Annotated in this window: 22 protein-coding genes; 10 read left to right on the top strand and 12 right to left on the bottom strand. The window is 71.1% G+C overall.

Going from position 1 to position 26,987, the window contains the following annotated elements; genetic code table 11:
• Positions 1-125: 125 nt before the first annotated feature.
• Together ACLQ25_RS01170 and ACLQ25_RS01165 are read left to right on the top strand one after the other, a co-directional pair.
• The gene (locus ACLQ25_RS01170) at positions 126-2,615 is read left to right on the top strand and encodes a Tex family protein (RefSeq protein WP_425728251.1); all 2,490 of its coding nucleotides are present in this window, start codon (positions 126-128) and stop codon (positions 2,613-2,615) included.
• A 253-nt stretch (positions 2,616-2,868) separates the two neighbouring features.
• The gene (locus ACLQ25_RS01165) at positions 2,869-3,336 is read left to right on the top strand and encodes a hypothetical protein (RefSeq protein WP_425728249.1); all 468 of its coding nucleotides are present in this window, start codon (positions 2,869-2,871) and stop codon (positions 3,334-3,336) included.
• Here ACLQ25_RS01165 and ACLQ25_RS01160 read toward each other — a convergent pair.
• The 4 genes from ACLQ25_RS01160 to ACLQ25_RS01145 form a co-directional block, all read right to left on the bottom strand.
• Positions 3,266-4,213 carry a DUF389 domain-containing protein gene (locus tag ACLQ25_RS01160; RefSeq protein WP_425728247.1) on the bottom strand — a complete coding sequence of 316 codons (948 nt, stop codon included), beginning with the start codon at positions 4,211-4,213 and terminating at the stop codon, positions 3,266-3,268. The two genes, ACLQ25_RS01165 and ACLQ25_RS01160, sit on opposite strands and share 71 nt — an antisense overlap.
• 216 nt (positions 4,214-4,429) lie before the next feature.
• The gene (locus tag ACLQ25_RS01155; RefSeq protein WP_425728245.1) at positions 4,430-5,671 is read right to left on the bottom strand and encodes a glycosyltransferase family 4 protein; all 1,242 of its coding nucleotides are present in this window, start codon (positions 5,669-5,671) and stop codon (positions 4,430-4,432) included.
• A 5-nt stretch (positions 5,672-5,676) separates the two neighbouring features.
• Positions 5,677-6,603 (bottom strand): NAD-dependent epimerase/dehydratase family protein, encoded by a 927-nt coding sequence (locus tag ACLQ25_RS01150; protein ID WP_425728243.1) that lies wholly within the window; start codon positions 6,601-6,603, stop codon positions 5,677-5,679.
• Positions 6,600-7,340: a sugar transferase gene (locus tag ACLQ25_RS01145; protein WP_425728241.1), complete on the bottom strand. Its 741-nt coding sequence runs from the start codon at positions 7,338-7,340 to the stop codon at positions 6,600-6,602. Before ACLQ25_RS01145 ends, ACLQ25_RS01150 begins: the two co-directional genes overlap by 4 nt.
• A 266-nt stretch (positions 7,341-7,606) precedes the next feature.
• Between ACLQ25_RS01145 and ACLQ25_RS01140 the strand changes: the two genes are divergently transcribed.
• From ACLQ25_RS01140 to ACLQ25_RS01130, 3 genes are read left to right on the top strand one after another with little or no spacing between them, the layout of a single operon-like run.
• Positions 7,607-8,650, top strand: coding sequence for a polysaccharide biosynthesis protein (locus ACLQ25_RS01140; RefSeq protein WP_425728239.1), 1,044 nt, complete (start codon positions 7,607-7,609; stop codon positions 8,648-8,650).
• On the top strand, positions 8,647-9,639 hold the full coding sequence (locus ACLQ25_RS01135; RefSeq protein ID WP_425728237.1) for a dTDP-4-dehydrorhamnose reductase family protein: 993 nt from the start codon (positions 8,647-8,649) through the stop codon (positions 9,637-9,639). The genes ACLQ25_RS01140 and ACLQ25_RS01135 overlap by 4 nt, the downstream gene beginning before the upstream one ends.
• A gap of 57 nt (positions 9,640-9,696) precedes the next feature.
• Complete coding sequence (locus ACLQ25_RS01130; RefSeq protein ID WP_425728235.1) at positions 9,697-11,163, top strand: O-antigen ligase family protein; 1,467 nt, start codon at positions 9,697-9,699, stop codon at positions 11,161-11,163.
• Positions 11,164-11,233: 70 nt separating this feature from the next.
• Here the strand turns inward: ACLQ25_RS01130 and ACLQ25_RS01125 are convergent, their stop codons facing one another.
• Genes ACLQ25_RS01125 through ACLQ25_RS01110 form a run of 4 tightly spaced genes read right to left on the bottom strand, consistent with a single transcriptional unit; the run spans position 11,234 to position 16,048 of the window.
• On the bottom strand, positions 11,234-12,487 hold the full coding sequence (locus ACLQ25_RS01125) for a glycosyltransferase (protein WP_425728233.1): 1,254 nt from the start codon (positions 12,485-12,487) through the stop codon (positions 11,234-11,236).
• Positions 12,484-13,671, bottom strand: coding sequence for a glycosyltransferase (locus ACLQ25_RS01120; RefSeq protein WP_425728231.1), 1,188 nt, complete (start codon positions 13,669-13,671; stop codon positions 12,484-12,486). Before ACLQ25_RS01120 ends, ACLQ25_RS01125 begins: the two co-directional genes overlap by 4 nt.
• Positions 13,668-15,086: a lipopolysaccharide biosynthesis protein gene (locus ACLQ25_RS01115; protein WP_425728229.1), complete on the bottom strand. Its 1,419-nt coding sequence runs from the start codon at positions 15,084-15,086 to the stop codon at positions 13,668-13,670. The genes ACLQ25_RS01120 and ACLQ25_RS01115 overlap by 4 nt, the downstream gene beginning before the upstream one ends.
• Entirely contained in the window at positions 15,083-16,048 is a 966-nt protein-coding gene (locus tag ACLQ25_RS01110) for an NAD-dependent epimerase/dehydratase family protein (RefSeq protein WP_425728227.1), read from the bottom strand. The genes ACLQ25_RS01115 and ACLQ25_RS01110 overlap by 4 nt, the downstream gene beginning before the upstream one ends.
• Before the next feature lie 167 nt (positions 16,049-16,215).
• Between ACLQ25_RS01110 and ACLQ25_RS01105 the strand changes: the two genes are divergently transcribed.
• Positions 16,216-18,243, top strand: a complete 2,028-nt coding sequence (locus ACLQ25_RS01105) for a hypothetical protein (RefSeq protein WP_425728225.1) — start codon at positions 16,216-16,218, stop codon at positions 18,241-18,243.
• Between the two features lie 15 nt (positions 18,244-18,258).
• Here the strand turns inward: ACLQ25_RS01105 and ACLQ25_RS01100 are convergent, their stop codons facing one another.
• Complete coding sequence (locus tag ACLQ25_RS01100; RefSeq protein ID WP_425728223.1) at positions 18,259-18,777, bottom strand: acyltransferase; 519 nt, start codon at positions 18,775-18,777, stop codon at positions 18,259-18,261.
• A gap of 164 nt (positions 18,778-18,941) precedes the next feature.
• Positions 18,942-20,162, bottom strand: coding sequence for a glycosyltransferase (locus tag ACLQ25_RS01095; RefSeq protein WP_425728221.1), 1,221 nt, complete (start codon positions 20,160-20,162; stop codon positions 18,942-18,944).
• Positions 20,163-20,350: 188 nt separating this feature from the next.
• Here ACLQ25_RS01095 and ACLQ25_RS01090 point away from each other — a divergent pair, with 188 nt between their 5' ends.
• Positions 20,351-21,064 (top strand): acetyltransferase, encoded by a 714-nt coding sequence (locus ACLQ25_RS01090; protein WP_425728318.1) that lies wholly within the window; start codon positions 20,351-20,353, stop codon positions 21,062-21,064.
• Here the strand turns inward: ACLQ25_RS01090 and wecB are convergent.
• Together wecB and ACLQ25_RS01080 are read right to left on the bottom strand one after the other, a co-directional pair.
• Complete coding sequence (gene wecB / locus ACLQ25_RS01085) at positions 20,993-22,117, bottom strand: non-hydrolyzing UDP-N-acetylglucosamine 2-epimerase (RefSeq protein WP_425728219.1); 1,125 nt, start codon at positions 22,115-22,117, stop codon at positions 20,993-20,995. The two genes, ACLQ25_RS01090 and wecB, sit on opposite strands and share 72 nt — an antisense overlap.
• Positions 22,114-23,253, bottom strand: a complete 1,140-nt coding sequence (locus ACLQ25_RS01080; RefSeq protein WP_425728217.1) for a glycosyltransferase family 4 protein — start codon at positions 23,251-23,253, stop codon at positions 22,114-22,116. Before ACLQ25_RS01080 ends, wecB begins: the two co-directional genes overlap by 4 nt.
• 341 nt (positions 23,254-23,594) lie before the next feature.
• Here ACLQ25_RS01080 and gmd point away from each other — a divergent pair, with 341 nt between their 5' ends.
• From gmd to ACLQ25_RS01065, 3 genes are read left to right on the top strand one after another with little or no spacing between them, the layout of a single operon-like run.
• Positions 23,595-24,608: a GDP-mannose 4,6-dehydratase gene (gene gmd / locus ACLQ25_RS01075; RefSeq protein ID WP_425728215.1), complete on the top strand. Its 1,014-nt coding sequence runs from the start codon at positions 23,595-23,597 to the stop codon at positions 24,606-24,608.
• Positions 24,605-25,822, top strand: coding sequence for a glycosyltransferase (locus ACLQ25_RS01070; RefSeq protein WP_425728213.1), 1,218 nt, complete (start codon positions 24,605-24,607; stop codon positions 25,820-25,822). Before gmd ends, ACLQ25_RS01070 begins: the two co-directional genes overlap by 4 nt.
• Positions 25,819-26,943, top strand: a complete 1,125-nt coding sequence (locus tag ACLQ25_RS01065) for a DegT/DnrJ/EryC1/StrS family aminotransferase (protein ID WP_425728211.1) — start codon at positions 25,819-25,821, stop codon at positions 26,941-26,943. The genes ACLQ25_RS01070 and ACLQ25_RS01065 overlap by 4 nt, the downstream gene beginning before the upstream one ends.
• Positions 26,944-26,987 lie beyond the last annotated feature (44 nt).

Genomic DNA, 26,987 nt, shown 5'->3' with positions numbered 1-26,987 from the left:
GCCTGCGCGCGGGGGCGCGGCGGCGCGACCTGGCCGGGCGCGGCGACACTCACCGGGGCCGCCCGGCAGAATGCAGGCGGTAACCGCTCTTTGAGGGCGGATCGAGTCGAAGGCGGATCGAGATCGTGACCCAGTCTGTTCATCAGCGGATCGCCGACGAGCTCGGCGTGGCCGAGCGTCAGGTGCGGGCGGCCGTGGAGCTGCTCGACGGCGGTGCCACCGTGCCGTTCATCGCCCGCTACCGCAAGGAGGCCACCGGCCTGCTCGACGACACCCAGCTGCGCACCCTGGAGGAGCGGCTGCGCTACCTGCGCGAGCTGGACGAGCGGCGGGCCGCCGTGCTGGAGTCGATCCGCGGCCAGGGCAAGCTGGACGAGGCGCTGGAAGCACAGATCATGGCCGCCGACTCGAAGTCGCGGCTGGAGGACATCTACCTGCCGTACAAGCCGAAGCGGCGGACCCGGGCGCAGATCGCCCGCGAGGCCGGCCTCGCGCCGCTGGCCGAGACGCTGCTGGCCGACCCGAGTCAGGACCCGCGGGCCACGGCCGCCGGGTACGTCGACGCGGACCGGGGTGTCGCCGACGCCGCCGCCGCGCTGGAGGGCGCGCGGGCGATCCTCATCGAGACCTTCGCCGAGGACGCCGACCTGATCGGCACGCTGCGCGAGCAGATGTGGTCGCGGGGCCGCCTGGCCTCCCGGGTACGCGACGGTCAGGAGACGGCCGGCGCGAAGTTCGCCGACTACTTCGACTTCTCCGAGCCGTACCCGAAGCTGCCGTCGCACCGCATCCTTGCCATGTTCCGGGGCGAGAAGGAGGGCGTGCTCGACCTGACCATGGAGTCGGAGGAGGCCGGCGAGGCCGACGCCGTACCGACCGGTCCGACCCGGTACGAGGCGATGATCGCCGGCCGGTTCGGAGTGTCCGACGCCGGGCGTCCCGCGGACCGGTGGTTGACCGACACGGTCCGCTGGGCCTGGCGTACGCGCATCCTCATCCACCTCGGGGCCGACCTGCGGATGCGGCTGTGGCAGGCCGCCGAGGAGGAGGCCGTACGGGTCTTCGCCACGAACCTGCGCGACCTGTTGCTCGCCGCGCCGGCCGGCACCCGGCCGACGATGGGCCTGGACCCGGGCCTGCGGACCGGCGTGAAGGTGGCCGTGGTCGACGCCACCGGCAAGGTGGTCGCCACCGACACCATCTACCCGCACGAGCCCCGTCGGCAGTGGGACGCGTCGATCGAGACGCTCGCCCGGCTGGCCGGCGCGCACGGCGTGGAGCTGGTCGCGATCGGCAACGGCACCGCCTCGCGCGAGACCGACAAGCTGGCCGGTGACCTGATCAAGCTGCACCCGCAGCTCAACCTGACCAAGGTGATGGTCTCCGAGGCGGGCGCGTCGGTCTACTCGGCCTCCGCGTACGCTTCGCAGGAGCTGCCGGGCATGGACGTGTCGCTGCGCGGGGCGGTGTCCATCGCCCGTCGTCTCCAGGACCCGCTCGCCGAGCTGGTCAAGATCGATCCTCGCTCGATCGGGGTCGGCCAGTACCAGCACGACCTGTCCGAGGTGAAGCTCTCCCGGTCACTGGACGCCGTCGTCGAGGACTGCGTCAACGCGGTGGGGGTGGACGTCAACACCGCCTCGGCGCCGCTGCTGACCCGGGTTTCCGGGATCGGCGCCGGGCTGGCCGAGAACATCGTGCTGCACCGGGATGCCAACGGGCCGTTCCGGTCGCGGACCGAGCTGAAGAAGGTGGCCCGACTCGGGCCGAAGGCGTTCGAGCAGTGCGCGGGCTTCCTGCGCATCCCCGACGGCGACGACCCACTGGATTCCTCCAGCGTGCACCCGGAGGCGTACCCGGTGGTGCGGCGGATCCTCGCCAGCATTGGTCAGGACCTGCGCTCGGTGATCGGCCGGAGCACCATCCTGCGCGGGCTGCGGGCCACCGACTTCGTCGACGACCGGTTCGGCCTGCCCACCGTCACCGACATCCTCGCCGAGCTGGAGAAGCCGGGCCGTGACCCCCGGCCGGAGTTCCGCACCGCCACCTTCGTCGAGGGCGTGGAGAAGATCGGCGACCTGACGCCGGGCATGGTGCTGGAGGGCGTGGTCACCAACGTGGCCGCCTTCGGCGCGTTCGTGGACGTCGGGGTGCACCAGGACGGCCTGGTGCACGTCTCGGCGATGTCCCGGACGTTCGTGAAGGACCCCCGCGAGGTGGTGAAGTCCGGCGACGTGGTCAAGGTCCGGGTGCTCGACGTGGACGTACCCCGAAAGCGCATCTCTCTGACCCTGCGCCTGGAGGACGAGCCGGCCGCCGGCGGTCGGACGAGCCAGGAGGGGCGCGGCGGCCCGGCGCAGCGCGGACCGCAGGGCGGTCGCGGAGGCCAGAGCGGTCGCGGCGGCGGGCAGGACAGTCGTGGCGGGCAGGACAGTCGCGGCGGGCAGGACAGTCGCGGCGGGCAGGGCAGTCGTGATGGCGGGCGGGGTGGTCGCGAAGGCCAGGGCGGTCGTGGCGGCGGGCCGGGTGGTCGCGGCGGGCAGCAGCGGCAGGGCGCACCGGCGCCGGCCAACGACGCGATGGCCGAAGCCCTGCGCCGCGCCGGCCTGGCCTAACCCGCTCAGCACGTCAACCCCGCGCCGCCCCGTCGATCATGGAGTTGCGGTGGGTGACAAACCGCCCGCGCAACGCCAAGCCAGGCACCACAACTCCATGATCGACACCCGAGCTGCGCTTCTCCGTCGATCTTGCACTTACGGTCCCCGACATAAGCCAGCATTCCGCCTATTGCGACGACCGAAAACTGCAAGATCGACGTAGGCGGGGCGGGGGGCGCTCGAATGAGCCGCGTCGCGTACCGTCGGCGTCGTGAATGAGCCGGACGGCCGGACGTGGCGGGAGCAGCAGCAGCAGGCGGTGCGCGCGCATGCCGACGCGGACGCGCGGCGGCGGGCCGCCGAGCAGGCCGAGGCGGCGAAGCTGGTGGCCTGGTTCGTGGCCGAGGCGACCCGGCGAGGGCTGCGCACCACCCGGCTGGTCGCCCGGGGTTACGACGGGCGCGGGCGCTACCGGACCAGGCTGAACGGCTGGTACGTCGATCGGGCCGAGACCCGGGCGGTGGACGTGACCGGCCGGTTCCACCTGCTGACCGTGCCCGGAGGTCTGCGGGCCCGGCTGTTCGGCGCCGACCCGGAACCCAGCCCGGCGCCGTTGGTGGTCGGGTCCGGTGGACGCGACGGCGAGTCGATCCCGTTGCGGACGCTGCTCACCCGCTTGCTGGACGACGGGACCGGCGAGCCAGACCCCACCACCAGGCCTGCTGCACCGCGAGGGTGAGCAGACCGGCCAAGACGATCGCACCCAGGTTGATGACCAGCTGGAGTGCCGAGCCGGCCGCTTCGTCCCATACTCCGTAGGCGGCAGCCACCGCCACGTTCGCCGCGGCCGGGACCGTCGTCACCGAGATCAGCACCCCGACCAGGCTGCCGGACTTCTTCGACGTCAACGAGAGCATCCCGGCCACGCCGGCGAGCAGACCGACCACCCAGGACAGCGCGTCCGGCCGCCAGATGAAGTCGGTGAGTGGGCGTTCGGCAAGCAGCATCTCCCGACTGACCAGGCCGGCTGCGGTCAGCGCCCAGGTGCTCAGCACGGTCGCCACCATGGCCGCCACGAAGCCGACCACGAGAGCCTGCACCGAGCGGCCGATCACCCCGAGCCGGCGGCGCAGCAACGCCACGCACAGCGCGGCGAGGGGGCCGAACTCCGGACCGACGACCATCGCCCCGACGATGAGAATCGGCTGGTCCAGCAGCACCCCGATGCCGGCGATCATAGTGGCCACCACGATCAGTACGAGGTACGTGCCGGACAGTTCCGTCTGCTCGCCGGTCTGCGCGGCGATCTCGTCCCAGACCACCGCGTCCGCGCCACTGCCCGGCGCCCGGTCCGCCGCCCGGTCGGCCGCCGCGGAGATGGTCAGCTCGATGTCCTCGGCCGCGATGCCGCCGCTGGTGTCCACGCCGATCCGCCGCAACTCCCGCAGGACGCGGTCCGCGCTCTCCCGCACCACGTCGCAGAGGATGAGATCACCCGACGGTTGCCGGGCGGCACCCGGCAGCACGGCGAGGTGAGTCACGCCTGCCTCTGCGGAGAGCAGGTCGACGACCTCCGTCGACCGGCTCTCCGGGGTGATCACCCTCAGGTGCAGCACGCGCCATCCCCCCGCCGGTCCGGCCGGTGCTTCCCTCGCCCGACCGGCCGTCGCGACTCTACAGCTCGCCCGTCGGGGCCGAGAGCTGCAACAGGGCCGAGGCCACAACGGGAGCCTCTGACTGGTCGGAGACCGCGATCGACTCACCCCGCTCGGGCGGTGGCCGCGCGCCATCAGCCTGGACGAGCTGCCCACTCTGTAACGTGCTGCACCGGGTCAGCGCCGTCGGTGGCTCTCCACCGCCTCGCGCAGCGCCTGCTCGACCCGCTCGGCTCCGGCGGCGACGGAGAAGACCCGGTCGTAGTGCGCCCGGCCGGCCTGACCGAGCAGCTCGAGCTTTTCCCGGCCCAGGTCGCAGAGTTCCCGTAGAGCGTCGGCGATCGAGTCGGGGTCACCGGGTCGGGCGGTGATGCCCGCGCCGCTCTCGTGCGCGACGGCGGCGGCGTCGCCCTGCGCGGCGACCAGCAGGGCCCGCCCGGCAGCGAGGGTGGCCTGCACCTTGCTGGGCATCGTGTACGCCGACATGCCGCCGGGTCGCAGGCTCACGTAGTGCGCGTCACCGGTGGCCATCAACGCGGGCATCCGCTCCCGGGGCAGCCGTCCCAGGAACCGCACGTGTATCGCGTTCAGCTCCTCGGCCCGACGGCGCAGCCGCTCCTCGGTGGTGCCGGAGCCGGCGATCAGGCAGACCAGTCGCGGATCGTTGATCCGGGCGCAGGCGTCGATGAGCGAGTCGAGCCCCTGCGCCTCACCGAGCGTGCCGGCGTACACCAGCACCACCTGGTCCTCGCGGAGCCCGAACTCGGCGCGCAGGTCCGCGACGGCCGTCTGCGGCGTCTCATCGGCCCACACCGGAATGTGGACGAGCTTCTCCGGGGGTACGCCTCGGCTGGCGAGCAGGTCGGCGGCGCTGGGCGAAACGTACGCGACCCGGCTGGCGCTGCGGTACATCCCACCGCACCAGCCGCTCATCCCCCGCTCGATCATCCGGGACACCCGGTCGGTGCCGATGAACCCGCTGGCCACCGCGCTGTCGGGCCACAGGTCCAGCACGTGCAGCAGCACCGGCACCCGCTGGACGTACCGGGTGAACCACATCGGCAGGGCGACGCTGATCGGCGAGTTACCGACCCAGAGGGCGTCCACGCCGCGCAGCGCCGACGTGCCGGACACCAGCGCCGAGGCCGCGAAGGTGCCGTAGTTCGCCAGCCGACGCAGCGCGGAGCGGTCATGGCTGGGATAGAGGGCCACCCGGCGGATCCGGGTCGTCCCGTCGACCTCGTCGACCCGACGGGTCACCCGGTAGCCGGGCGCCAACTCGCCGGTCGGATAGTTGGGGAACCCGGTGAGGACCTGGACCTCGTGTCCCCGGCGGACGAGAGCCCGAGCGAGCATCCCGGGGAGCGCGGCCGCGCCGGGCTCCGGGTCGAACCACTGGCTGAGCATGCCGACCCGCATGGGCTTCACCTCGCTGCCGATCCGGCGACCGGACGGGCGGGCTGGTCGCCGTCGGCCTGCCACAGTGTTGCCAGCGAATCACCGAGGTCGTGTGCGGGCGCCCACCCGAGCACCCGGTTCGCGCGCTCGATGTCGGCGCACATCCACGGCACGGCGGCTGAGCGATCGGCGTCCGGCGCGAAGCTGCCGTCCCGGATGCCACCGCTGAAGCCCGACACCTCCGCCAGCAACCGGACGACGTCGCGCGTCGCCACCGCCCTGCCGCTGCCCACATTGAAGACCCGGGCGGGCACCGGGCGGCAGGTCGCCGCCGCGAGGACCGCCGAGGCGACGTCCCGGACGTCGACGAAGTCCCGGTACGTGTCGTGCAGGCCCACGGCGATGTCCGCCGATCCGGTGGCGACCGCCGACCTCACCATCGCGGTCACCCGAGTGAGCACGTTGCCCGCCGGCATCCCCGGCCCGACCGGGTTGAAGATGCGCAACACCATCGTGTCGAGTCGGCCCGCCCCGCCGGCCAGCTCCGCCAACCGCGTGGCGGCCAGGTGGCTGAGCCCGTACTCGCTGACGGGTGTGCCCTGGTACTCCTCACTGACGGCGAGGCCGTGCGGCACGGTGCCGTACTCGGCGGCCGAGCCGATCCGGATCAGGCGGGCCCCGGGGGCGGCGGCGGCCACCGCTTCGATCAGCTTCGCGGTCGCCACCACGTGCGCCTGCACGAAGTCGTGGCCGGAGCCGACGATCCGTCCGGCCGCCGTCACCACCGTGTCCGGTCGCTCCCGGGCGATGAGCGCGGTCAGGTCGCGAAGCTCGACCCGGACCAGGTCACACTCGGCGCGGGTGATCGACCGGACGGTGGCGTGGGCGGCGAGCGCCGTCCGGATGTGCCGGCCGAGGAATCCACCGGCCCCCAGGAGCAGGACCCGGTTCATCGCCGGTGGGCGGAGTCGTGGTCGACGGTCGCCTGCGCGGGTGGGTTACCGGTGAACTCGTGCCAGGTGGCCGCGCCCGGCGCGGAGATGCCCTGGCGACTGAGCACCACCCAGATCGTGGCCAGGACGATCCGCAGGTCCAGCAGGAAGGAGCGGCGGTCGACGTACTCGACGTCGTAGGTGAACTTCGCGTTCCAGTCCAGCGCGTTGCGGCCACGCACCTGGGCCAGCCCGGTGATGCCGGGTCGCACGTCGTGCCGTCGGGCCTGTTCCGGGTTGTAGAGGCTGAGGTAGCGCACGAGGTGCGGGCGGGGACCGACCACGCTCATCTCGCCCCGCAGCACGTTCCAGAACTCCGGCAGCTCGTCGAGGCTGCTGGCCCGCAGCCAGCGGCCCACCCGGGTCAGACGATCCGCGTCGCTCACCAGCCCTCGATCCGGATCGGGGTGGCGCATGGTCCGGAACTTGACCACCTCGAACAGCTCGCCGTGCAGCCCCGGGCGGGTGTGCCGGAACAGCACCGGCCGCCCGTGCGCCACGAGCACCACCAGGGCCACGACGGCCAGCACCGGGGCGCCGAGCGACAGGACGAGAAGAGCGCCGAGTACGTCGAGGAGCCGCTTCCAGCGGTCGTACGGTCGCCGTGTCGTGGTGCCGTCCCGAGGTGCTTCCCGACCGCTCGTCAGGTCGGAGGCACCGGCGCGCGGGTGCGCCGTGTGGAGAGCAACTTTTGGCATGGAGTACGCATACCACCTTTCCAGAGCACCAACTCCGTCTTTAGCGCTAACGACTTTCGGCGCGTCGACAATGGGGGGCCGAACGGCCAATTCGGCAACGTCGAGCGTTGTTCGCGTATTTGCGGACGGGTCATCGCGGACGGTGAACGCGACTCGAATTCCTGTTGGCGAAAGCGGTCACGGCACCTCTTGTCCCAGCGTAGGGTCGCGTTCGACGAGAATCCGTTTCCCGAGGATGGCCCCCCGGGAAACAGGTAGGAGAAGATGTGGTTTCCTCGCTTTCGGACCGGCGATTCCTGATCACTGGCGGCACGGGATCCTTCGGTCAGACGATGGTCTCCCGACTGCTCGACGCCGGGGCCGCCGAGGTGCGCGTACTCAGCCGTGACGAGTCGAAGCAGGACGCGATGCGGCACCGCCTCGGCGACGACCGGGTCCGCTACTACGTCGGTGACGTCCGCGACTACGACAGTGTGCTCAAGGCCGCGCGGGGAATGGAGTTCGTCTTTCACGCCGCGGCTCTGAAGCAGGTCCCCTCGTGCGAGTTCTTCCCACTGGAGGCCGTCCGCACCAATGTGCTCGGCAGCGCGAACGTGGTGGACGCCTGCGAACGCGTCGGCGTCGAGGCGCTGGTGCTGTTGAGCACCGACAAGGCCGTCTATCCGGTAAACGCGATGGGCATGACCAAGGCGCTGATGGAGAAGGTCGCACAGGCGCACTCCCGCAACAATCCCCAAGCGCGTACCCGGGTCTGCTGCGTGCGCTACGGCAACGTCATGTACTCACGCGGATCGGTGATCCCGCTGTTCATCGACCAGATCCTGCGCGGTGGCCTGCCGACGGTCACCGAGCCGTCGATGACCCGGTTCCTGATGTCCCTGCCGCAGTCGGTCGACCTGGTGGAGCACGCCTTCCGGTACGGCCAGCCAGGCGACGTCTTCATCCGCAAGGCCGACGCCTGCACCATCGGCGATCTGGCCACCGCGTTGTGCAACCTGTTCCGCGTCCCGGCGAAGTTCAACGTGCTCGGCATCCGGCACGGGGAGAAGCTGTACGAGACCCTGGCCAGCCGCGAGGAACTCGCCCACGTCGAGGACCTCGGCGAGTTCCTTCGGGTGCCGGTGGACAGTCGTGACCTCAACTACTCCCTCTACTTCGAGGAGGGCGACGTCGAGAGCGGCAACCTGGCCGACTTCCACTCGCACAACGCCCGGCGGTTGTCCGTACCGGAGATCGAGGCGCTGCTGCTGACGCTGCCCGAGGTACGGGCGCAGGTCGAGGCCGCGGCGGCGGCGGTCGTAACGGCATGAACACCGGCACCGGTGGCCGGCGGCCGGAATTCGTCCCCCGCCGACGCAGCGGCCCCGGCGAAGACGGGCCGCGCCCGACGCGACGGGTCCTCGTCGTCGGCGTCACCGGCATGCTCGGCCACGCTGTCCTGCGGGAGCTGAGCGACGATGCGGACCTCGACGTCCACGGCGTCGCCCGGAGCATCGAGGACCGCGCGGGGTGGTATCCCCCGCGTCTGCTCGACCGGATCACCCCGGCCGTCGACGCGACCCGCTTCGACGAGGTCCGGCAGATCGTCGACGACCTGCGGCCGGACGTCGTCGTCAACTGCGTGGGTGTGATCAAGCAACGGCCGGACGTGCAGGACGCGGTGCAGACGGTCACCCTCAACGCGCTCTTTCCCCATCTGCTCGCCGAGGCCTGCGGGCACCTCGGCAGTCGCCTGATCCACGTCAGCACCGACTGTGTCTTCTCCGGACGGCGGGGCGGCTACGTCGAGGACGACCTGCCGGACCCGCCGGACCTGTACGGGCGGTCGAAGCTGCTGGGTGAGGCGCGCGGGGTCTCCGCGCTCACCCTCCGCACCTCGATCATCGGGCACGAGCTGGTCACGAACCGCTCGCTCGTGGACTGGTTCCTCTCCCAGCGAGGCCAGGTACGCGGTTTCACGAGGGCCATCTACAGCGGCGTGACGACCGTCGAGTTCGCCCGACTGCTCCGGACGGTGATCCTGCCCCGGACGGAGCTGGCCGGGCTCTACCACGTGGCCGCCGAACCGATCTCCAAGTACGACCTGCTCCGCCTGATCGCCGAGGTGTACGGGTGGCCCGGTGACATCGTCCCGGACGACGAGTTCACCTGCGACCGGTCGATGAACGCGGACGCCCTCGCCAAGGCCAGCGGGTACCAGCCGCCGCACTGGCCGGACATGATCCGGGCGATGCACGCCGCCAGGGCCCGCTGGGCTGCTGAAACGGCCCAACCGGGCCTACAGGATCTGCCTCGCTGAGGGCGGTCCACCCAACGACCGCGGGCACGCCGGCGGCCGGACTTCAAAGGACATCACGTGGGAAACCGGATGGGCCAACTGGGCCTGCTCGTCGTCGCGACGTGTCTGGTGGTGGTCACCAGCATCGCCGCCATCACCGCCCCGCTTGTCGCGACCGGGTTGGTCGCGCTGGTGCTGCTGCTCGCCTTCAGCCGGCGGATCGACGGCTGGCGGTGGATGCTGACCCTGACCATGGGGCTACTGGTGTGCGCCTCGTCCAACGTGCCGGCGCTCGTCGGGGCCAGCTTCTACCCTCGGTACGCGGCGGTCAGCGGCCTGGTTCTCTGGGGCCTCTGCCTTCCGGTCCGGACGCCGGCCCGCAGCGATGCCTGGACCAGCGTGTTCGTCGGAGCGCTCTGGGCGATGGCCGGTCTCGCCACGGTCAGCTTCGCCTGGTCGGTGGTTCCGATGGAGACCCTCCAGCGGGGCGTCGCGCTGCTGCTACTGGCCGCCCTGGTGCACATACTCGTCCGGCGTCGATGGCCCGATCGTGCGGTCATGATGGCCGACCTGCGCGTGGTCTACCTGGTCCTCACCGCGTCCATCGTGGTCAGCCTCGGCATCGGGTTCGTCGACGGCACGCTCGTCGCGGCGACCTCGAGCGTCACACGGTTCCAGGGCCTCTACAACAACCCGAACATGCTCGGCATCGTCTGCGCCCTGACGATTCCACTGGGCTGGGCCGTCCACCGGCAGTCCCGGCGGCCCGTCACGCTCCTCGGCATGGCGCCGGCCGCCGTCAGCCTCCTGCTGTCCCAGTCGCGTACCGCACTGATCGCCGTACTCGTCGGCGCGCTCTGGCTCGTGTTGCGCCACGGGCTCGGCCGGGTGGTCCGGCTGGTCGCGGGGACGACCGCCCTGCTGCTGGTGGCATATCTGCTCAACCTGCTGCCCACCATCTTCGCCGCGCCCTGGATGCGCCAGTTCGTCATGCGCTTCACCGACCCCACCGGCGGCGACCTGTCCAACGGGCGGACCCAGATGTGGCAGACGACCATCGACCTGTGGTGGCAGAACCGCCCCACGCTGGGCTTCGGGTACGCGTCGCGGAATCACCTGTTCGAGCTGGCCAGCGCCGACGAGTTCTTCGGGACCGCCGGCGTGAGCGTGGTGCACAACAGCTACCTGCAACTACTGCTGGAGTTGGGGCTCGTCGCGGTGCCACCGCTGGTGGTGCTGCTGGTGGCCGCCGGGCGGGTCGCGGTGCGGGCCCCGGTGCGGCGGGCCGACGCGGGGCTCGTCTGGCTCGTCGTCACCGGCCTGCTGATCCAGGTCACCGAGTCGGCCATGTTCGGCACGGGCCAGACCTATCCGTACGTGTTCTGGACCGTGGTCGCCGCCGCGCTGCTGCACCTGCCGAAGGATCGGGTACCCGCCGGCCGGGAGGCCGCTCACGCCAACCCGCCCCACGCGGAGGCCCGCCGGCAGCGGGCCGGCATGTTCGACGACACCACGCCGCGGCGACCCACCGTCCTGCTGCGCTGAGCGCCCGCCGGCAGCGCCGGCGGCCGCCCCGGGATGCCCCGGCGCGTGCATTCGGCCGGCGGGCGTCGCGTCAGCCGCCCTGACCCGCCGTCACGAAGGCGCTGACCCGGTCCCGCCAGGCACGGTGGTCGAACGACTCCCGGGCCCGCGAACGGGCAGCTCCGCTCATCGCCGTCCACTCCTCGTCACGCAGTCGCAACGCCCGCTCGATGGCCGCCCGGACGTCGTCCGGGCCGTTGCCGTCGAGCACCAGACCCTCGATCCCGTCGTGGACGTAGGCGGCCAGGTCACTCGTGTGGTTGAGCAGCACCGGGCACCCGGCGGCGAGGCTCTCCGGCACCTTGGACGGAAACCCGTTGGCCGCGTACCCGCCGGTGGGGCGGACCAGCATCGAGAAGTGCGACTCCGACAGGAGGGTCAGCACGGTCTCGCGCGGAACGCGACCGAGGAACCGCACCTCGGCCGAGACGGCATCCAGCACCGTCACGTCCAGGTCGGACTGGGCGGCGGCGTCCCGCGCGCTCACCCCGGCGATCGTGAGGCTGACCCGCCGCTGCTGCTCCGGAGTGAGCCGGCTGAGCCCTCGCAGAATCACGTCGAGCATGTCCTTGCGCCCGGGCGTGCCGGCGTAGAGCAGGCGCAGGCCGGAACTGATCGGGGATGGTTGCGGGGTCCGGAACTCGTCGCAGTCCACCTGCGGCGGCACCACCAGCACGTCCAGGCCGTGGCCGGTCAGGTAGTCGGCCAGCGTGGTGGAGACCGCCGTGGCCCGATCCACGAGCCGGGTCGCCAGGAACGTCGACCAGCGGTGCCGGACGAAGTACGGGGTGAGCCACCCGCGGCGGAACTGCCGTCGGTCGTGGCGCTCGCTGGCGTCCACCACCACCGGGCAGCGCAGCACGAGGCGCAGGGTCGCCCAGTTGCCGAGAGTCAGCAGGGCCATCGGCAACAGCACGACGCTCACGTCACCGCGACCCACGCCGGCCCGGCGGACGGCCCGCAGGACCCGCAGCGGCCGGGCCAGCCGGGCCGACGCGCGGGCGAGGTGGTGCCGACCCCGGATCCGCAAGGTGACCAGGTCGATGCCGGCCGCGCCGAGCTTCCCGGCCGGAAAGGTCACCTCGCACGGCCAGTCGTTGACAACGAGCGTGCGCGCACCCTCGGGCGCCGCGCAACGGGCGAGTTGCAGCAGACGGTTCGAGGTGGCGTCCCCGTACGGAAACGCGTACGCGCCCACCAGCAGTGGACGCGGACGGGCCGCCCGGGCGGTCGACCCCGCCTCCGGTCGCGGTTGCCGGCCGAGCACCGTTGTCTGATCGTTCATCTCTCTCCCCGTGTCGAGAAGGCGGGCGGCCCGGGCGGCACCGGGCGGTGCGGGCGGCTCGACACCCACCGGCGGTAGATCGCCAGGTGGGTGGTGACCGCCGTGTCGATGGCGAAGACGCTGCGCGCGAACCGTTCCGCCGCCGTCGAGGCCGAGGTCTGCTCGGTGTACGTCGCCGCCACGCACACCGCGTTCGCCCACTGCCCCGGCGCGGCCTCGGTGTCGACGATCGTCACGCCGGGCAGATGCTCATTGATGAAGTGCACCCCCGGCAGGTCGGCGGCCACCGTGCCGATGCCCAGGGCGACAGGCTCCAGCACGCCCCCGGGCAGCCCTTCCAGGCAGGACGGGTGGACGACCACGTTGGCCTGGCTCAACAGCCCGCCCACGTCGTCGCGCGGGCCCAACAGGTGCACCCGCTCGGCCAGACCGACGGCGGCGGCCGCCCTCCGGACGCGCTCGTCGTCGACGTCGTCGCCCGGCCCGATGAGGACCGCGTGGGCCCGCACTCCCCGTGCCTGCAACTCGGCGAGGATCGGCGGCAGGAGCCAGCGCCGCTTCTCCGGCGAAGCCCGGCCGACGCTGACGCAGACCAGATCGGCCGGGCGCGCGCCGATCAACTCGCGTAGGTCGTCCTGACTGGGGTGCCGCAGCCGGTCAAGGTCCAGTCCGTTGAGCACCACCCGGCAGCGGGGATCGTCGTGCCAGCGCGGGTCGTAGGCGACGGCGAGCGAGCTGGGCGAGACGCCGAGGATGTCGGTGGCGAAGACCCGCAACAGCCGTCTGAAGGCCCAGCGGTAGACGCGCCGGCGCAGATCGCGGTGCTGGTTGTCGTCGCCCCGGAAGTGGGCGACGCGGACGGGCACACCGCGGAGGGCGGCGAGCGCGAGCAGCACCCCGGAGAAGTTGGCGCAGTCGACGTGCACCACATCCGGGCGTAGCCGCCGCAGCAGTCCGAGGAAGCGGGCGGCGAAGCGGAAATCGAGCGGGATCGGGGTGACCGTGCCCCCGTGCCGGCTGACCACGCCGGCCAGCGGGCCGGGCCCGATACGGTCGCTGAGCGTCGCGAGGTGCACCTGGACGCCGGCGGCCCAGAGCCGGGGCAGCAGTTCGGCGGTACGCATCTCGGTACCGCCGAAGTTCAGCTCGCCGACGACCCGCAGCACCCGGCACTCCCCGGTCACGTCGACGCTCCCCTGGTGACCGCCCGCCGGTACCCCACGAACACGGCCGGCCACATGGTGAGCACGTACGCGACACAGGCCGCCACCGGCAGGCCGGCGAGCCCGAATCGCCGCAGCGCCCAGACCTTGAGCGCGGTCGCCAACAGCAGGAACGCGGCCCAGCCGACGAACTGCGGCCGGAGCAACCCGATGCTGTTCTGCACCAGGATCAGCGGCGAGGTGACCGCGATCAGGAGGGACCAGCTCGCCAGCCCGACCAGGACCGCGACCGGGATCTCGGTGCGATCGATGCCGCCCACCCACAGGTCGATCAGCCGGTGGCCGTAGCCGACCAGCACGACCCCGACCGCCCCCACGATCCCCCCGTAGAGCAGCACCATGCGGCGCGTGTTGCGACGCACCCAGGCCACCTCGCCCCGCGCCAGCGCCGCGCCGTTGACCGGCCAGACCGTCATGCCGACCAGCCCGACGAAGATCGAGAGGACGCCGAACAGCTTTCCCACCACCGCGTAGTGCGCCGCCGTGGTGGCCCCGAGGACGTTCGCGACGAGCGGGCTGTCCACGTTCAGCGCGATCGCCGACATCGCTGTGAGCGCGAAGAACCGCAGACCCAACCGGAGCAGCCCGACCGCGGTAGCCCGGTGCACGAGCTTGCGGCCCGGCCGCCGTCCGCGATCCTGCGACCAGAAGTACGTCACGCAGTTGAGCAGGTTGGTCACCGGCACGGCCAGCACCGCGCAGGCGATGACGGTCAGTGGTCGCCACCCGGCGGCGATGGCGCCGAGCACGGCCGCCATGCCCGCCAGCGCGCCGGCCGACTGCCAGATGTTGCTCTGCACCACCTGCCCACGGGCGTACTGGATCCGCTGGACCAGTGACAGCGGGATGTTGACCGCGAAGGCGCCGAAGCAGAGCAGGACCAGGGTGGGCGCCTCCGCGGCGACACCTGGGTCACTGACGTTGAACAGCGCGGCCCAGGACACCACGGGTACGACAAGCACGAGACCCGCGAGCAGCGCCAGCGCGACCACACCGAGGGTGGCGAACGCGCTGGAGACCTCCCGGGCCTGTTGCCGGGGGTCGTCGGCCAGGTGACTGAGCCGGGTGAGCAGCCCGTTGCCCAGTCCCAGATCGGCGAACCACGCCATCCCGGTGAGGGCGGTGACCGCCATCCAGAGGCCGTACCGTTGGTCGCCGAGGAATCGGAAGCAGGCCGGGGTGATGACCAGCGGGGCGGCCAGGCCGATGCCCTTCGCCACCATCGCGGCGGCGATGCCCACCGTGACGGAGCGATCCCGGTCCTTCGACGCCGCCGTGGGCCGCTCGCCGGGCGCGAGCGTGATTCCGGCCGGTGGCGCGGCGGCCGGCACACGGGCCAGCGGCTCCGGTACGGCCCGACTCGCTGCCCGGGTCACCGAGGCGCGGCGGCTACGGCGCGCTCGGCTTCCAACCGACCGGCCATCCACTCGACCGTCGCCCGCAGGCCCTCCGCCCGGGCGACAGGTGCGACGTTCGGGAAGAGGTGACGTAGCGCGGCGTTGTCGGCGAGGGAGTGCGCGACATCGCCGGTGCGTGGCGGCGCGTACTCGCGGACGATCGGCCGGCCGCACAACCACTCGAGCTCGTCGAGGACCTGCAACAGGCTGGCCCGCGCGCCAAAGGCGAGGTTCACCGGATGAGGGTGGGGTACCCGGCGGCGGACGGCGTCCAGGATGACGTCGCAGACCGTAACGACGTAGGTGAAGTCGCGCGACTGCGTCCCGTCGCCGTGCACCACCGCGGGTTCGTCGCGTAGAGCGGCGTGCACGAAGCGGGGGATGACGGCCGCGTACGCGTGGTCGTGTCGCTGCCCCGGGCCGAACACGTTGAAGAAGCGGAAAGCCACTGTCGGCAGCCCGAACGACGCCTGATGGGCCAGGGCGTACGCCTCGGTGGCGAGCTTGCTGGCCGCGTACGGGCTCATCGGGCGGGTCCAGGTCAGCTCGGTCTTGGGAAGGGCCGGGTTCATGCCGTACACCGACGAGGAAGAGGCGACGACGACGTGCGCGACCCCGTGTCGTCGCGCCGCCTCCAGCACCATGAGGGTGCCGGTGGCGTTCGCGTGGTGGGAGGCCAGCGGGTCGCTCAGCGAGCGGGGAACGCTGGGCAGCGCGGCCAGGTGGACCACCGCGTCGCGGCCCGTCATCGCGGCGTCCAGGGCGGCCGGGTCCAGGATCGAGCCCTCGATCAGCTCGACGTCCAGACCGTCGAGGTTGGTCCGCAGCCCGACCGAGAGATCGTCGAGGACGGTCACCCCGCCGATGGTGGGCTCGACCATCGCGGCGCGGGCCAGATTGGACCCGATGAAACCGGCCCCGCCGGTGATCAGAATGCGCATGAAAACCCCCGTTTACGCCGATCACCTGTTCATCGATCGAACACGGGACGCGTGACGGCGAGAGCGGGAATTTCACCCTGTCCGGGTGCTGACCGAAAACGGCCATCCTTGCCGTGGCGGCGCACAGTGAGGTTCATCGTCATGCGTTCGCGGCGGAGGTGCCGACCATGCCCGAATTGATCGTCTACCGGTCCAACGCCCTGATGTCCGTCAGGTCACGCTTCGACAGCACACGGGACCTGGTGATGCCGGCCAACCTGGCGTACGCCGAGGCGATGGTCGGCATGTGGCACTCGGGTCTACCCCAGGTCACCCTGGTGCCCTCGACCGCGACCGACGCCCAGGTGTGGCCGGTGATGTCCGCCATCGGGACCAAGATCCACGACACCGCCGACGACAACTGCCCGATCAACACCGGCTGGTCGTACGTCGGCGGCAACCACGGCTACAACGTCGGCAACCAGATCGTCGTCACCAACCACGGCAAGACGACAGTCGACGTGGGCTCGCAGTGGACCGACGGGACACGCACCTTCACCCTGTTGGCCATCACCAACGCGAACAGTCTGCTGTTCGGTAACCCGTACACGATCGTCGACGGCATCGCGCAGGGCGCCCGGGTCAAACCGGCCGCGCCACTGACCCACCTCTCGGGGGCGACCCACACGGCGACCGTGCCGATCACGGGTCTGACGCCCGACGTGCAGATCCGCCCGGCCACCCACACCCACGCGGTGACTGTCGAGTTGGACGGACGACCAGTGCCGGACGGGCGGTCCACCGGGCAGGAACTGACCATCCGCGAGTCCTACGTGATCCCGTCCTACCGGGGGATGATCGACACCGCTCGGGCGAACGTCGGCGCGCCCATCGCCACGATCATGTCGCGGATCCCGTCCCTGTGCCGCATCTCGAACGTCTACCGCTGGTCCCCGGGTGGCCTGCTGGTCGGGCAGACGGTGGCCGCGCTGGAGCGCTTCACACTGAACGCCGGGGTGACCCAGTGCGGTCCGTTGACCCCGGTGGCCGGCGGCACCCGCCGGCAGTTCGTGCCGAACGTGGGCACGGCCGGCGGTCTGAACTGGTCGGTGTGGGCCAACATCGACACGCTCGCGGCCCTCACCGACTTCACTCCGGCAACCCTCACGAACCGGCTCATGCCGGCGAGCAGCATGACCCAGTGGGTGGTCAACAGCGGCCAGGTTCAGCAGTGGGGCATCGCCGTGGGGCTCCTGCCGGTCGCCGACGGTGTGCCCGAGATCCGGGCCCGGTACACCACGGCCAAGGGCTGGTTCATCACCTCCAGCCTGAAGAAGAACTACCCGCAGTTGGTGTGGGGTCGCACCCTGGAGGCCGGCGAGTCCGTGACCGGTACCGCCTACCGGCGCTACCTGGCGCCGCCCTCGGCGGCCACCGAGATCGTCGTGTCGGACTCCACAGGCGACTTCGTGATGATCGAACGGGTCGAAGCGGTCACCCAGGCCCAGATGGCCGCGCCGCAGCTGTTCCACCGGCTGCTGGTACCGGCCGGACCGACGAACCTCACCGTGCCGGACCGGGTCGCCGTCGACGGGATCTCGTACAGCATGGCGGTCCCCACCGGGTACGGGATGTGGCGCGCCGAGCCCGACCCGGCGCCGGTGGGGCCGTTACCGGGGGTGACCGGCCCGCCTGGTAGCTACTTCCTCGTCCTCGCCGGCCCGACCCAGCCCGTCACCTACACCGGCAGTTACCAGTCGCTGCTGCTGCACCCGATGTACCTGACGGAGCCCACCCCGGTCGACCGGGTGTGCGTCGAGGTCACCGCGGCAGGAACCGGGACCATGCGGCACGGCGTTTTCGCGCACGATCCGGCGACCGGTCGTCCCGCCGTCCTCGGCCCGATCGCCGACTTCGGCAACGTCGCCGTTACGTCCGTCGGGATCAGGGAGTCGGTGTTGAGTGCCCCCGTGGTCCTGCCCGCCGGCTGGCACTGGTACGGGCACGTGTGGCAGACCAGCGGAGTCACACCGCCCACGTTGCGCGCCAGCAGCACCGGTGTCGCCACCAGCCTCAATCTCGGCACCAGTTCGGCGGCGATGACCGGCGACCGGTTCGGTTACGAGGTGACCGGGACGACCGGCGCCCTGGGGGCCATCACCATCGCCGGAGTGCACCAACTACCGCCACCGCGGGTCGCGTACCGGCGTGCCTGAGCGGGCCGGCGGGACTCAGACCGTGGTCACCCCGTAGATCCTCTTCATCGCCTCGTGCTTCTCCGGAACGGGAAGGTGCCCGATGCCCAGCGACTTGGCCTGCAACCGTTCGAGGTACTCGTCGGTGGTCCGCAGCGGGCGCGCCGGGACACCGGCCGCCACCGTGTTGTCCGGGATGTCGCGCGTGACGATCGAGCCGGCCCCGATGACGCACCGGTTTCCGATGGTGACACCGGCCAGGATCATCGATCGCATACCGATGTACACGTCGTCGCCGATCGTGATCGGGGCGGTCCAGTCCAGCTCGGGGTGGTCCTTGCGCAGGATCAGCGTGCCGCCGTCGTGAGTGACGAACTGCACCTCGGAGGTGATGTAGACGTTGTCTCCGATGGTGATCAGCCACGGCTCCGAGCCGAACATCGCCCGGCTGATCCCGTAGAACCTGACCCGTCCGTTCAGCTTCACCCCCAGGGACCGGGCGAAGGCCTCGGGATTCCGGGTGGCGGCCAGGTGGTCCGAGACTCGTCGGACCATCGTGCGAACGCGACTGGGCACCTGCTGTCCTCGCTCATCGGAGCCGGCCGGGGTGGCGGACCACGGACCCGCCCACGCGGACCCGTCACTGCAACGAACCAGCTCCAGCCGGGGTGACGCGGTCACGGCCAGCCGGATCAGCCGCACGGTCACGGCCGGGCAGATCAGCCGCAGAACTGTCGGGCGTGGTCCAGCACGTTGGGTTCCCGGAGCTCCTGTCGCCAGAGTCGGTATCGCCGGCCCGCGGTCTCCTTCGCCTCGGCGCGCTCCCCGGCGGACCGGTCGGCGAGCCGGTCGAGGGTCTCGCTCAGGCCCGCCGCCGACGCCGGCCGGACCACCGCTCCCCCGCCAGCCGCGATCAGGTCGCTGAACGGCGTCGCGTCGGAGCAGACCACCGGGCAGCCGGATGCGAGGCTCTCCAGGATGACGTGCCCGTAATTCTCGCCGAGTGTCGGAAAGAGGAACGCGTCGTACCGGCTGAAGGTCGCCATCACCTCGTCCGCCGCCAGTTCCCCGAGGTAGCGGACCCGCACATGGTCGGGCATCGCGTCGATGAGTCGTCGGCAGCACGCCCAGTACTGCTCGTCCTCCCGCGGACCGTAGATGTCGAACTCCAGCGGGCGAGTGGCGCCAGCGACCGCCTCCAACGCCCTGGTCAGGTTCTTCATCGGGGAGATCCGGCCGACGAACACCAGCCGCAACGGCCCGTCGTGCGCGACGGCGCGGGGTGTCGGCTGTTCCGGGATCGGGCACTCGTTGCCGTTCACCATGATCTGCGCCCATGGCATGTTCGCGCGGATCTGGTCCTCCTCCAGCCGACTGCAGGCCTGCCACCGCACGTCGAGCCGGCGCAGCAGCGGGGCCCAGACCGCGAGGAAGAGCCGCTTCTTGCGGGCCTTGATGGCGAGCGCGCCGGGCGAGAGTTCGCCGCGCGGGGCCAGCATGATCGAGCGGACCCGCACCAGCCGCAGCGCCACCGCCAGGATCGGCAGCACCGAGAAGAGCGACCAGAGGCTGTTGACGTAGATCAGGTCGAGTGGGCGGGACCGGACGTGCCGCGCCAGCCGCACCCAGTGCCGCAGCGCGAACGCGCCGAGATAGAAGATGGCGCAGCGGTCGTCGCGGCGCACCAACCGCCCGGACAGGCCCGGGTACGGTGTGGACGAGCGGAGGTCCCGGTCCCCGGTGACCAGGGTGACGTCGAGGTCGTCCGGCAGGGTGTCGAGGATGAACCGCAGCGAGCGGATCGGCCCGCCGCCACGAAAGCCCGGCTCGAACACGCGGGCCGTGGCGAGCACCCGGTACCCCGTCGTGGTCGTGGATCGCGCCGCACCCCTCGGCGTTCCGGTGCTGTCGGGCGGACGCGTCATTGCCAGCTCGTTCACCTTGGGCTCACCTTCCGAAATCCTGTTCCGGCGTCGGTGCGGGCATGTCTGCGCACCTGGAACGCGCGAGGATCGGCCAGGGCGACGCCGCTCACCCGTCACCATCGGCACCGGTAACCGGTTCAGATGACGGAGAGCGGCCAGCGTTCTCCGTAGCCGAGGGAGAGCCGCGGTTGACGACCGACGTAGTGATCGTAGGCACCGGCGGGATGGGCCGAGAGGTATATGGCGTAATTTGGCTTTTGAATACCTTTGCGGGAGCTACCGCATCCTGGCGGGTGCTCGGCTTCGTCGACGACTACCCCACCGAGAGAAACGTCGAGTCGGTACACCGCCTCGGCGTCGCCTTCCTCGGTCCGAGCCGTTGGCTGGCCGCCCAACCGGCCAGCACCCACGTGGTGCTCGGCGTCGGGCATCCCCGGCTGCGCCGCGAGACCGACCAGACCATTTCCCGGTACGGCCTGCCGGCGGCCACGGTGGTGCATCCGGCCGCGGAGATCGGCCCCGACTGCGTCCACCAGCACGGGTTGTTCGCCGCCGGTGGCGCCCGGGTCACCACGAACGTGCTGCTGGGGCGGCACGTGCACCTCAACCAGAACTGCACTGTCGGGCACGACAGCGTGCTCGGTGACTACGTCTCGGTCAATCCGCTCGCCGCGGTTTCCGGGTACTGCCGGTTGGAGGACGGCGTACTGGTGGGCACCACGGCCGCGATCCTGCCGAAGCTGACCGTCGGTCGCGACGCCACCGTGGGCGCCGGCGCCTGCGTGACCCGCGACGTACCGCCGGGTGTCGTCGTGACGGGTGTGCCGGCCCGACCGGTGGAGCGGTCAGCGGCGGATGCCCGCCCAGTCGTGATGGCGGCGCACGGTCGACAGGATGAAGTCGACGACCCGGCGTGACGTATCGGGGACCTGGTAGTCGAGCGGGCAGGCGACTGAGCCCTCGGCCACCTGTGCCACCACCACCCGGATGGCCTCGACGACCCCGTCCGGATCGAGGCCGGTCATCACGATCGCCCCGCTGTCCAGCGCCTCCGGTCGTTCGATGGACTCGCGCAGGGTCACCGCTGGGAATCCGAGAATCGCGGCCTCCTCGCTGACGGTGCCACTGTCCGAGAGGGCGCATCGGGCGTTGCGTTGCAGGGTCACGTAGTCGAAGAAGCCGAACGGCTCGTGGAACGCCACACCGTCGAGGTGCAGGCCGTCGCCGGCGAGCGCCTCCAACCGTTTGCGGGTACGCGGATGCGTGGAGACCAGCAGCGGCAGCCGCCACTCGTCGCGGACCGCCCGCAGGCATTCCAGCAGCCGACGGAGCCGGTCCGGGTGGTCGACGTTCTCCTGCCGGTGCGCGCTGACGACGAAGTAGCCGCCCGGTTCGAGTTCGAGTTGGGTCAGCACTGTGGACCCCTCGATCTGCCGCCGGTAGTGGTCGAGCACCTCACGCATGGGTGAGCCGGTGTGCAGGATGCGACGCGGATGCAGCCCTTCGGCGAGCAGGTTGCGCCGGGCGTGCTCCGAGTAGACCAGGTTGAAATCGGCGATGTGGTCGACCATGCACCGGTTGGTCTCCTCCGGCACGTTCAGGTCGAAGCAGCGGTTGCCAGCCTCCATGTGGTACACGGGCACGTTCATCCGCCGGGCCATCAACGCTGAGATCGCGCTGTTGGTGTCGCCGAGCACCAGCAGGGCGTCCGGTCGCAGCTCGGCGATCGCTCTCTCCGTACCGACCAGGACGGCGCCCAGGAGGCTGCCGAGAGACTGGGTGTCGGCCCGCAGGAAGAGATCCGGCGCGCGGACCCCCAACTCGCTGAAGAAGACGTCGGAGAGCGAAGGATCCCAGTTCTGCCCGGTGTGCACCAAGGTGTGGTCCACGGTCCGGTCGAGCGCGTCGATCACCCGGGCCAGCCGGATGATCTCCGGCCTGGTCCCGACGACGGTCATCACGCGGGTCACTTGACGCCTCCTGGTGGCAGTTGGACGGATTCCGCCCGCTGGGCGGGCAGTGGACAGGGCTCCCGATGCGCCGGGTCGTGGATCACCCGCCGGGCCTGGTCGAGAACGCTTATCGGCGCCCTGCCCGCCCGCCACCGGCGATAGGCGGCGCCCGCCTCGATCCGGGCCGTGTGCCGCTGCTCCGGGGTGGCGGTCGCCACCTGCGTGACGAGGGCCCCCAGCGCGGCCGCGGTCAGCTCGGTCAGGACCAGACCGCCGCCGTCGCGCAGCACGCCCGTCCAGGGTGTCCGGTCGGAGCAGACCACCGGGCAGCATGCGGAGAGGCTCTCGGCGATGGCGTTGCCGTAGTTCTCCCCGCGGGTCGGCATGACGAAGGCGTCGTAGCGGGAGAAGGTCGGCCGGACCTGCTCGGGCGGCAGCTCGCCCCGGTAGCTGACGGCGACCGAGTCGGGCAGCTCGGCCAGGCGCTCCCTGCACCGTCGCCAGTACGCCGGGTCCTCCACCGGGCCGTAGATGTCCAGCCGCACCGGCACCGGCACGAAGGCGAGCGCGGCAAGCACCAGGTCGAGGTTCTTCATGGGCGAGATCCGCCCGATGAAGACCAGCCGCGCCTGGTGGGTCGAGAGCATCTCGACCGGCTCCGTCTGCGGCTCGGGGCCGCGACTGACCGCGACGACACCGATCCGCGCCCGGGGCAGCACCCGCTGGATGTCGTTGGCCTCGACCGGCGTGGTGGCGTGCCACAGCACCCGACGGTCGAGCAGCACCCACCGCCAGGCGGCCAGGAAGATCCGCTTACGGAATCGGTGCACCCGAAGCGCGGCCGCGCCGAACTCACCCCGGGGGGCGACCAGGATGCGGCCCACCCGCAGCAGCCCGAGCCGGGCCGCGGCCATGGGCAGGATGGAGAAGACCGACCAGACGCTGTTGACGTACAGCAGGTCGAAGCGGTCGGCGCGCAGCGAGCGCCAGAGCGACCGCCAGTGCTCCGGCCGACGCACGCCGAGATAGAAGACGTTGGTCCGGCCGACCCGGGCCCATCGCCCGGAAAGCCCCGGATAGGGGTCGCGGCATCCGAGGTCGCGGTCACGGGTCAACATCGACGTCTCGATGTCGTCGCTGGCCAGAGCGAGCACTTCGCCAATGGACCGGACCGGCCCTCCAGCCCGCCAACCGGGAGCAAAATAGCCGGCGGTGACAAGGACGTGGAATTTGTTTGCGTTGGCCGATGCCAAGCGTTCCCGGGCGTCCGCCGCGGGGGTGGGGTCGCCGGCCATCCGCACTCCTCGCTCGTGCCACAGGATCGATTCAACCAACGATCGAACGCTCGATACGTGACTGATCCTTCTCTCCACTGAGCTGCGAGTTCGGGGCGGGAAGAATAAATTCCGCCAGTTACATGAAACCCGAGTGACGCCGACGTCGAGAGCGATATAAGGAAGCGCGGGGGAAATTGGCCCAGCAGGAGAGGGACTTCATGTCACGAACGGCGCTCATATCCGGCATCACCGGGCAGGACGGCAGTTACCTGTCGGAGTTCCTGCTCGACAAGGGATACACGGTGCACGGCCTCAAACGGCGATCGTCCTCTTTCAACACCGAACGCATCGACCACGTGGACGTTCATCCGCGCAGCGGCGACGCCCGCCTCTTCCTCCACTACAGCGACCTCTCCGACCCGGCCTCGCTGACGGCGCTGATCCGGGACATCCGCCCGCACGAGATCTACAACCTGGGCGCCCAGAGCCACGTCCGGGTGTCCTTCGACATCCCCACGTACACGGCGGACGTCACCGGCCTCGGGGCGCTGCGCATGATGGAGGCTGCACGTTCCGCCGACGTCGGCTGCCGGTTCTACCAGGCGTCCTCGTCCGAGATGTTCGGCTCGACCCCACCCCCGCAACGCGAGGAGACCCCGTTCCACCCGCGCAGCCCGTACGCCTGCGCCAAGGTGTACGCCTACTGGTCGGCGGTGAACTACCGCGAGTCCTGGAACATGTTCTGCGCCAACGGCATCCTGTTCAACCACGAGAGCCCGCGCCGGGGTGAGAACTTCGTGACCCGCAAGATCACCCGTGCGGTGGCCAGGATCGAGGCCGGTATTCAGGACAAGCTCTACCTGGGCAACCTGGACGCCGTTCGGGACTGGGGGTACGCACCGGAGTACGTCGAGGCGATGTGGCTCGCCCTCCAGCGCGACACCCCGGACGACTACGTGGTCGCCACCGGTGAGGGCCACACGGTGCGCGAATTCGTGGAGGCCGCGTTCGACCGGGTCGGGTTGGACTGGCAGCGGTACGTGGAGTTGGACCCCGCCTACTTCCGCCCAGCGGAGGTCGATGCCCTCGTCGGCGACTACTCGAAGGCCCGACGCGCCCTGGGGTGGGCCCCGAAGACGCTTTTCAGCGACCTGGTCCGGATCATGGTCGACGCCGACCGACAGCTGCTCGAGGACGAGCGGATGGGGCGACTGATCCGGGTGGACCGGTGAGGGTCGCGGTCGACGCAGCACCCATCCGTCCCGGTCACGCCGCAGGGCTGGAAGCCTTCACCTACGGCCTGTTGACCGGCATGGCCGCCGACGACTCCTGCGAGCTGCGGGTGAACGTCCTGCGGGGCACGCTGGACCAGTGGCGGGAGCAGGTGCCCGTCGCGCGCATCGGCTGGACCGAGGTGACCCAGCCGCTGCGCTCCGACAACCCCACCGGCCAACTGCTGCGCAGGTGGACACCGACGGTCGTACGCAACTCCCGCACGGTCCGCACGGCGGTCAACGCGGTCCGGCAACGGTCCGTCGTACGGCACGCCGACACCGACGTCACCCTGTTCCCGTTCCACTCCGCCCCGATCGGGCCGGGCCCCTCGGTCGTCGTCCTGCACGACACACGCCACCTGCGGACCGAGTTCCACGCCCCCGGCTTCGCGGCGGTCGTCCGGGAGAACGTGGCCCGCGCGGCGGCGATCGTGGTCACCTGGCCCCATCCGTACCGGGAGACCCTGCGTCTCTTCCCGGAGGCCGCGGAGCGGACCGTGCTCATCCCGACCCCGGCGTTCCAGCCGGCGCCGGAACGCGCACACGCGCGGCCCGAACCGGGGCTGCTGGTCTATCCGTCGTCCACCGCAGAGCACAAGAACCACGCCACGCTGCTGGAGGCGATGGCGCTGCTTCCCGACTGCCGCCTGATCTGCCCGGGGCCGCTGGTCGAGCCCGAGGCGAGCCGGCTGCTCGCCCGCGCCGCCCGAGCCGACCTGCGCGGCCGGGTGTCCTTTCCCGGCTTCGTCAGCCTCGACGAGCTGAACGCCATCTACGCCAGGGCGGACGCGGTGGTCGTACCCTCGCTCTGGGAGGCGGCCAGCGGCGCGATGCTGGAGGCGTTCACCTGGGGTCTCCCGGTCGCCTGCGCCGACGTCGAGCCGCTGCGCGACCAGTTGGAGTTCAACCGCGCCGAGGCGGCGGTCTTCCGGGCGCGGGATCCGCGGTCCCTGGCCGACGCGGTCCGGCACCTCCTCGACGACCGGGAGCGCTATGCCGCGGCCTCCCGGCGGGCGAACGACCGACTGGCCGCTCGCACGTGGGCGGCCACCGGCCGCGACTACCTGGACGTCCTCGGCTGGGCGGCGCGGGGTGGATCGGGCCCGGTGCCACGCTCCCCCTTCGTCACGGCGGCGAGCGACACCGTGCCCGGCGGAGGTGATGGGCCATGAGCATCGGGGACGACACCTATCCGGTGGCCCGACCGAGCCTCTCCACGTTGGAGGAGCGGTACGTCGTCGACGCGCTGCGGAGCGGGTGGATCTCCTCGCAGGGTCCGTACCTGCGTGACTTCGAGGAACGGTTCGCCAGTCGCTGCGCCGCCGGCACCGCGCTGACGACGAGCAACGGCACGGTCGCGCTGCACCTGGTCCTGGCGGCGGCGGGCATCGGGCGGGGGGACGAGGTGGTCGTCCCCGCGCTGACGTACGTGGCGACGGCCAACGCCGTCGCGTACTGCGGTGCGCGTGCCGTCTGTGTGGACGTCCTGCCGGGGAGCTGGTGCGTCGACCCGGCGGCGGTACGCGCCGCGATCGGCCCGCGTACCCGGGCGGTCATCGCCGTCGACCTGTATGGACATCCGGCCGACTATCCCGCCCTGCGGCAACTCTGTGACCAGCACAATCTGCTCCTGGTCGCCGACGCGGCAGAGTCGTTCGGCGCCACCCTGGACGGGCGGCCCACCGGCTCACTCGCCGACGTCACGACCTTCTCGTTCTTCGGCAACAAGGTGCTGACGTCCGGCGAGGGCGGCTGCGTGACCACCTCCGACGCGGCCCTCGCCGAGCGGATGCGTCTCCTCCGCAACCAGGGCATGGATCCGCACCGTCGATACTACTTCCCGGTGCTCGGCTACAACTATCGGATGACGAACCTGTGCGCCGCGGTGCTCTGCGCCCAACTGGAGCGCGCGGACGAGATCATCGCTCGTCGGGACCGGGTCATCGCCGGTTACGAGGAGCAGTTGGCCGACGAGCCGACGCTGTCGGCGCAGCCGGTGGCCGCCGGAGTCCGCCGCGCGCCCTGGATGGCGGCCTTCCTCGTCGGGGCCGAGGGGGACGCCACGTCCCGGGATGCGCTGGCCCGTGCGCTCACCAGGCTCGGCGTGGAGACCCGCCCGTTCTTCGTGCCGATCCCCGACCTGCCGGCGCATCACGAGCCGGGGGCGGACTGTCCGGTGACCGCGGACCTGAGTCGGCGCGGCATCAATCTGCCCACGTACGCCGATCTGAGCGAGCCCGCGGTCAAGGCCGTGGTGGAGCGCGTCCGCGCCGCCCTGGCGACCATCGCCTGACCCGCCGCCGGACCGGCGCCCGACCGGGTCGGCGCCGGTCCGGC

It is taken from the genome of Micromonospora sp. DT44 (assembly GCF_049841635.1).
Taxonomy (GTDB): domain Bacteria; phylum Actinomycetota; class Actinomycetes; order Mycobacteriales; family Micromonosporaceae; genus Micromonospora.
The sequence above is the reverse complement of the archived record's forward strand: the minus strand, read 5'-3'. Positions and strand labels throughout refer to the sequence as shown.

Coding starts and splice junctions, on each gene's coding strand:
- ACLQ25_RS01155 (WP_425728245.1), bottom strand. CDS start 5,671: ATGCGGGTCGGCATGCTCAGCCAGTGGTTCGACCCGGAGCCCGGCGCG.
- ACLQ25_RS01135 (WP_425728237.1), top strand. CDS start 8,647: ATGAACACCGGCACCGGTGGCCGGCGGCCGGAATTCGTCCCCCGCCGA.
- gmd (WP_425728215.1), top strand. CDS start 23,595: ATGTCACGAACGGCGCTCATATCCGGCATCACCGGGCAGGACGGCAGT.
- ACLQ25_RS01125 (WP_425728233.1), bottom strand. CDS start 12,487: ATGAACGATCAGACAACGGTGCTCGGCCGGCAACCGCGACCGGAGGCG.
- ACLQ25_RS01110 (WP_425728227.1), bottom strand. CDS start 16,048: ATGCGCATTCTGATCACCGGCGGGGCCGGTTTCATCGGGTCCAATCTG.
- ACLQ25_RS01105 (WP_425728225.1), top strand. CDS start 16,216: ATGCCCGAATTGATCGTCTACCGGTCCAACGCCCTGATGTCCGTCAGG.
- ACLQ25_RS01100 (WP_425728223.1), bottom strand. CDS start 18,777: ATGGTCCGACGAGTCTCGGACCACCTGGCCGCCACCCGGAATCCCGAG.
- ACLQ25_RS01145 (WP_425728241.1), bottom strand. CDS start 7,340: ATGCCAAAAGTTGCTCTCCACACGGCGCACCCGCGCGCCGGTGCCTCC.
- ACLQ25_RS01150 (WP_425728243.1), bottom strand. CDS start 6,603: ATGAACCGGGTCCTGCTCCTGGGGGCCGGTGGATTCCTCGGCCGGCAC.
- ACLQ25_RS01065 (WP_425728211.1), top strand. CDS start 25,819: ATGAGCATCGGGGACGACACCTATCCGGTGGCCCGACCGAGCCTCTCC.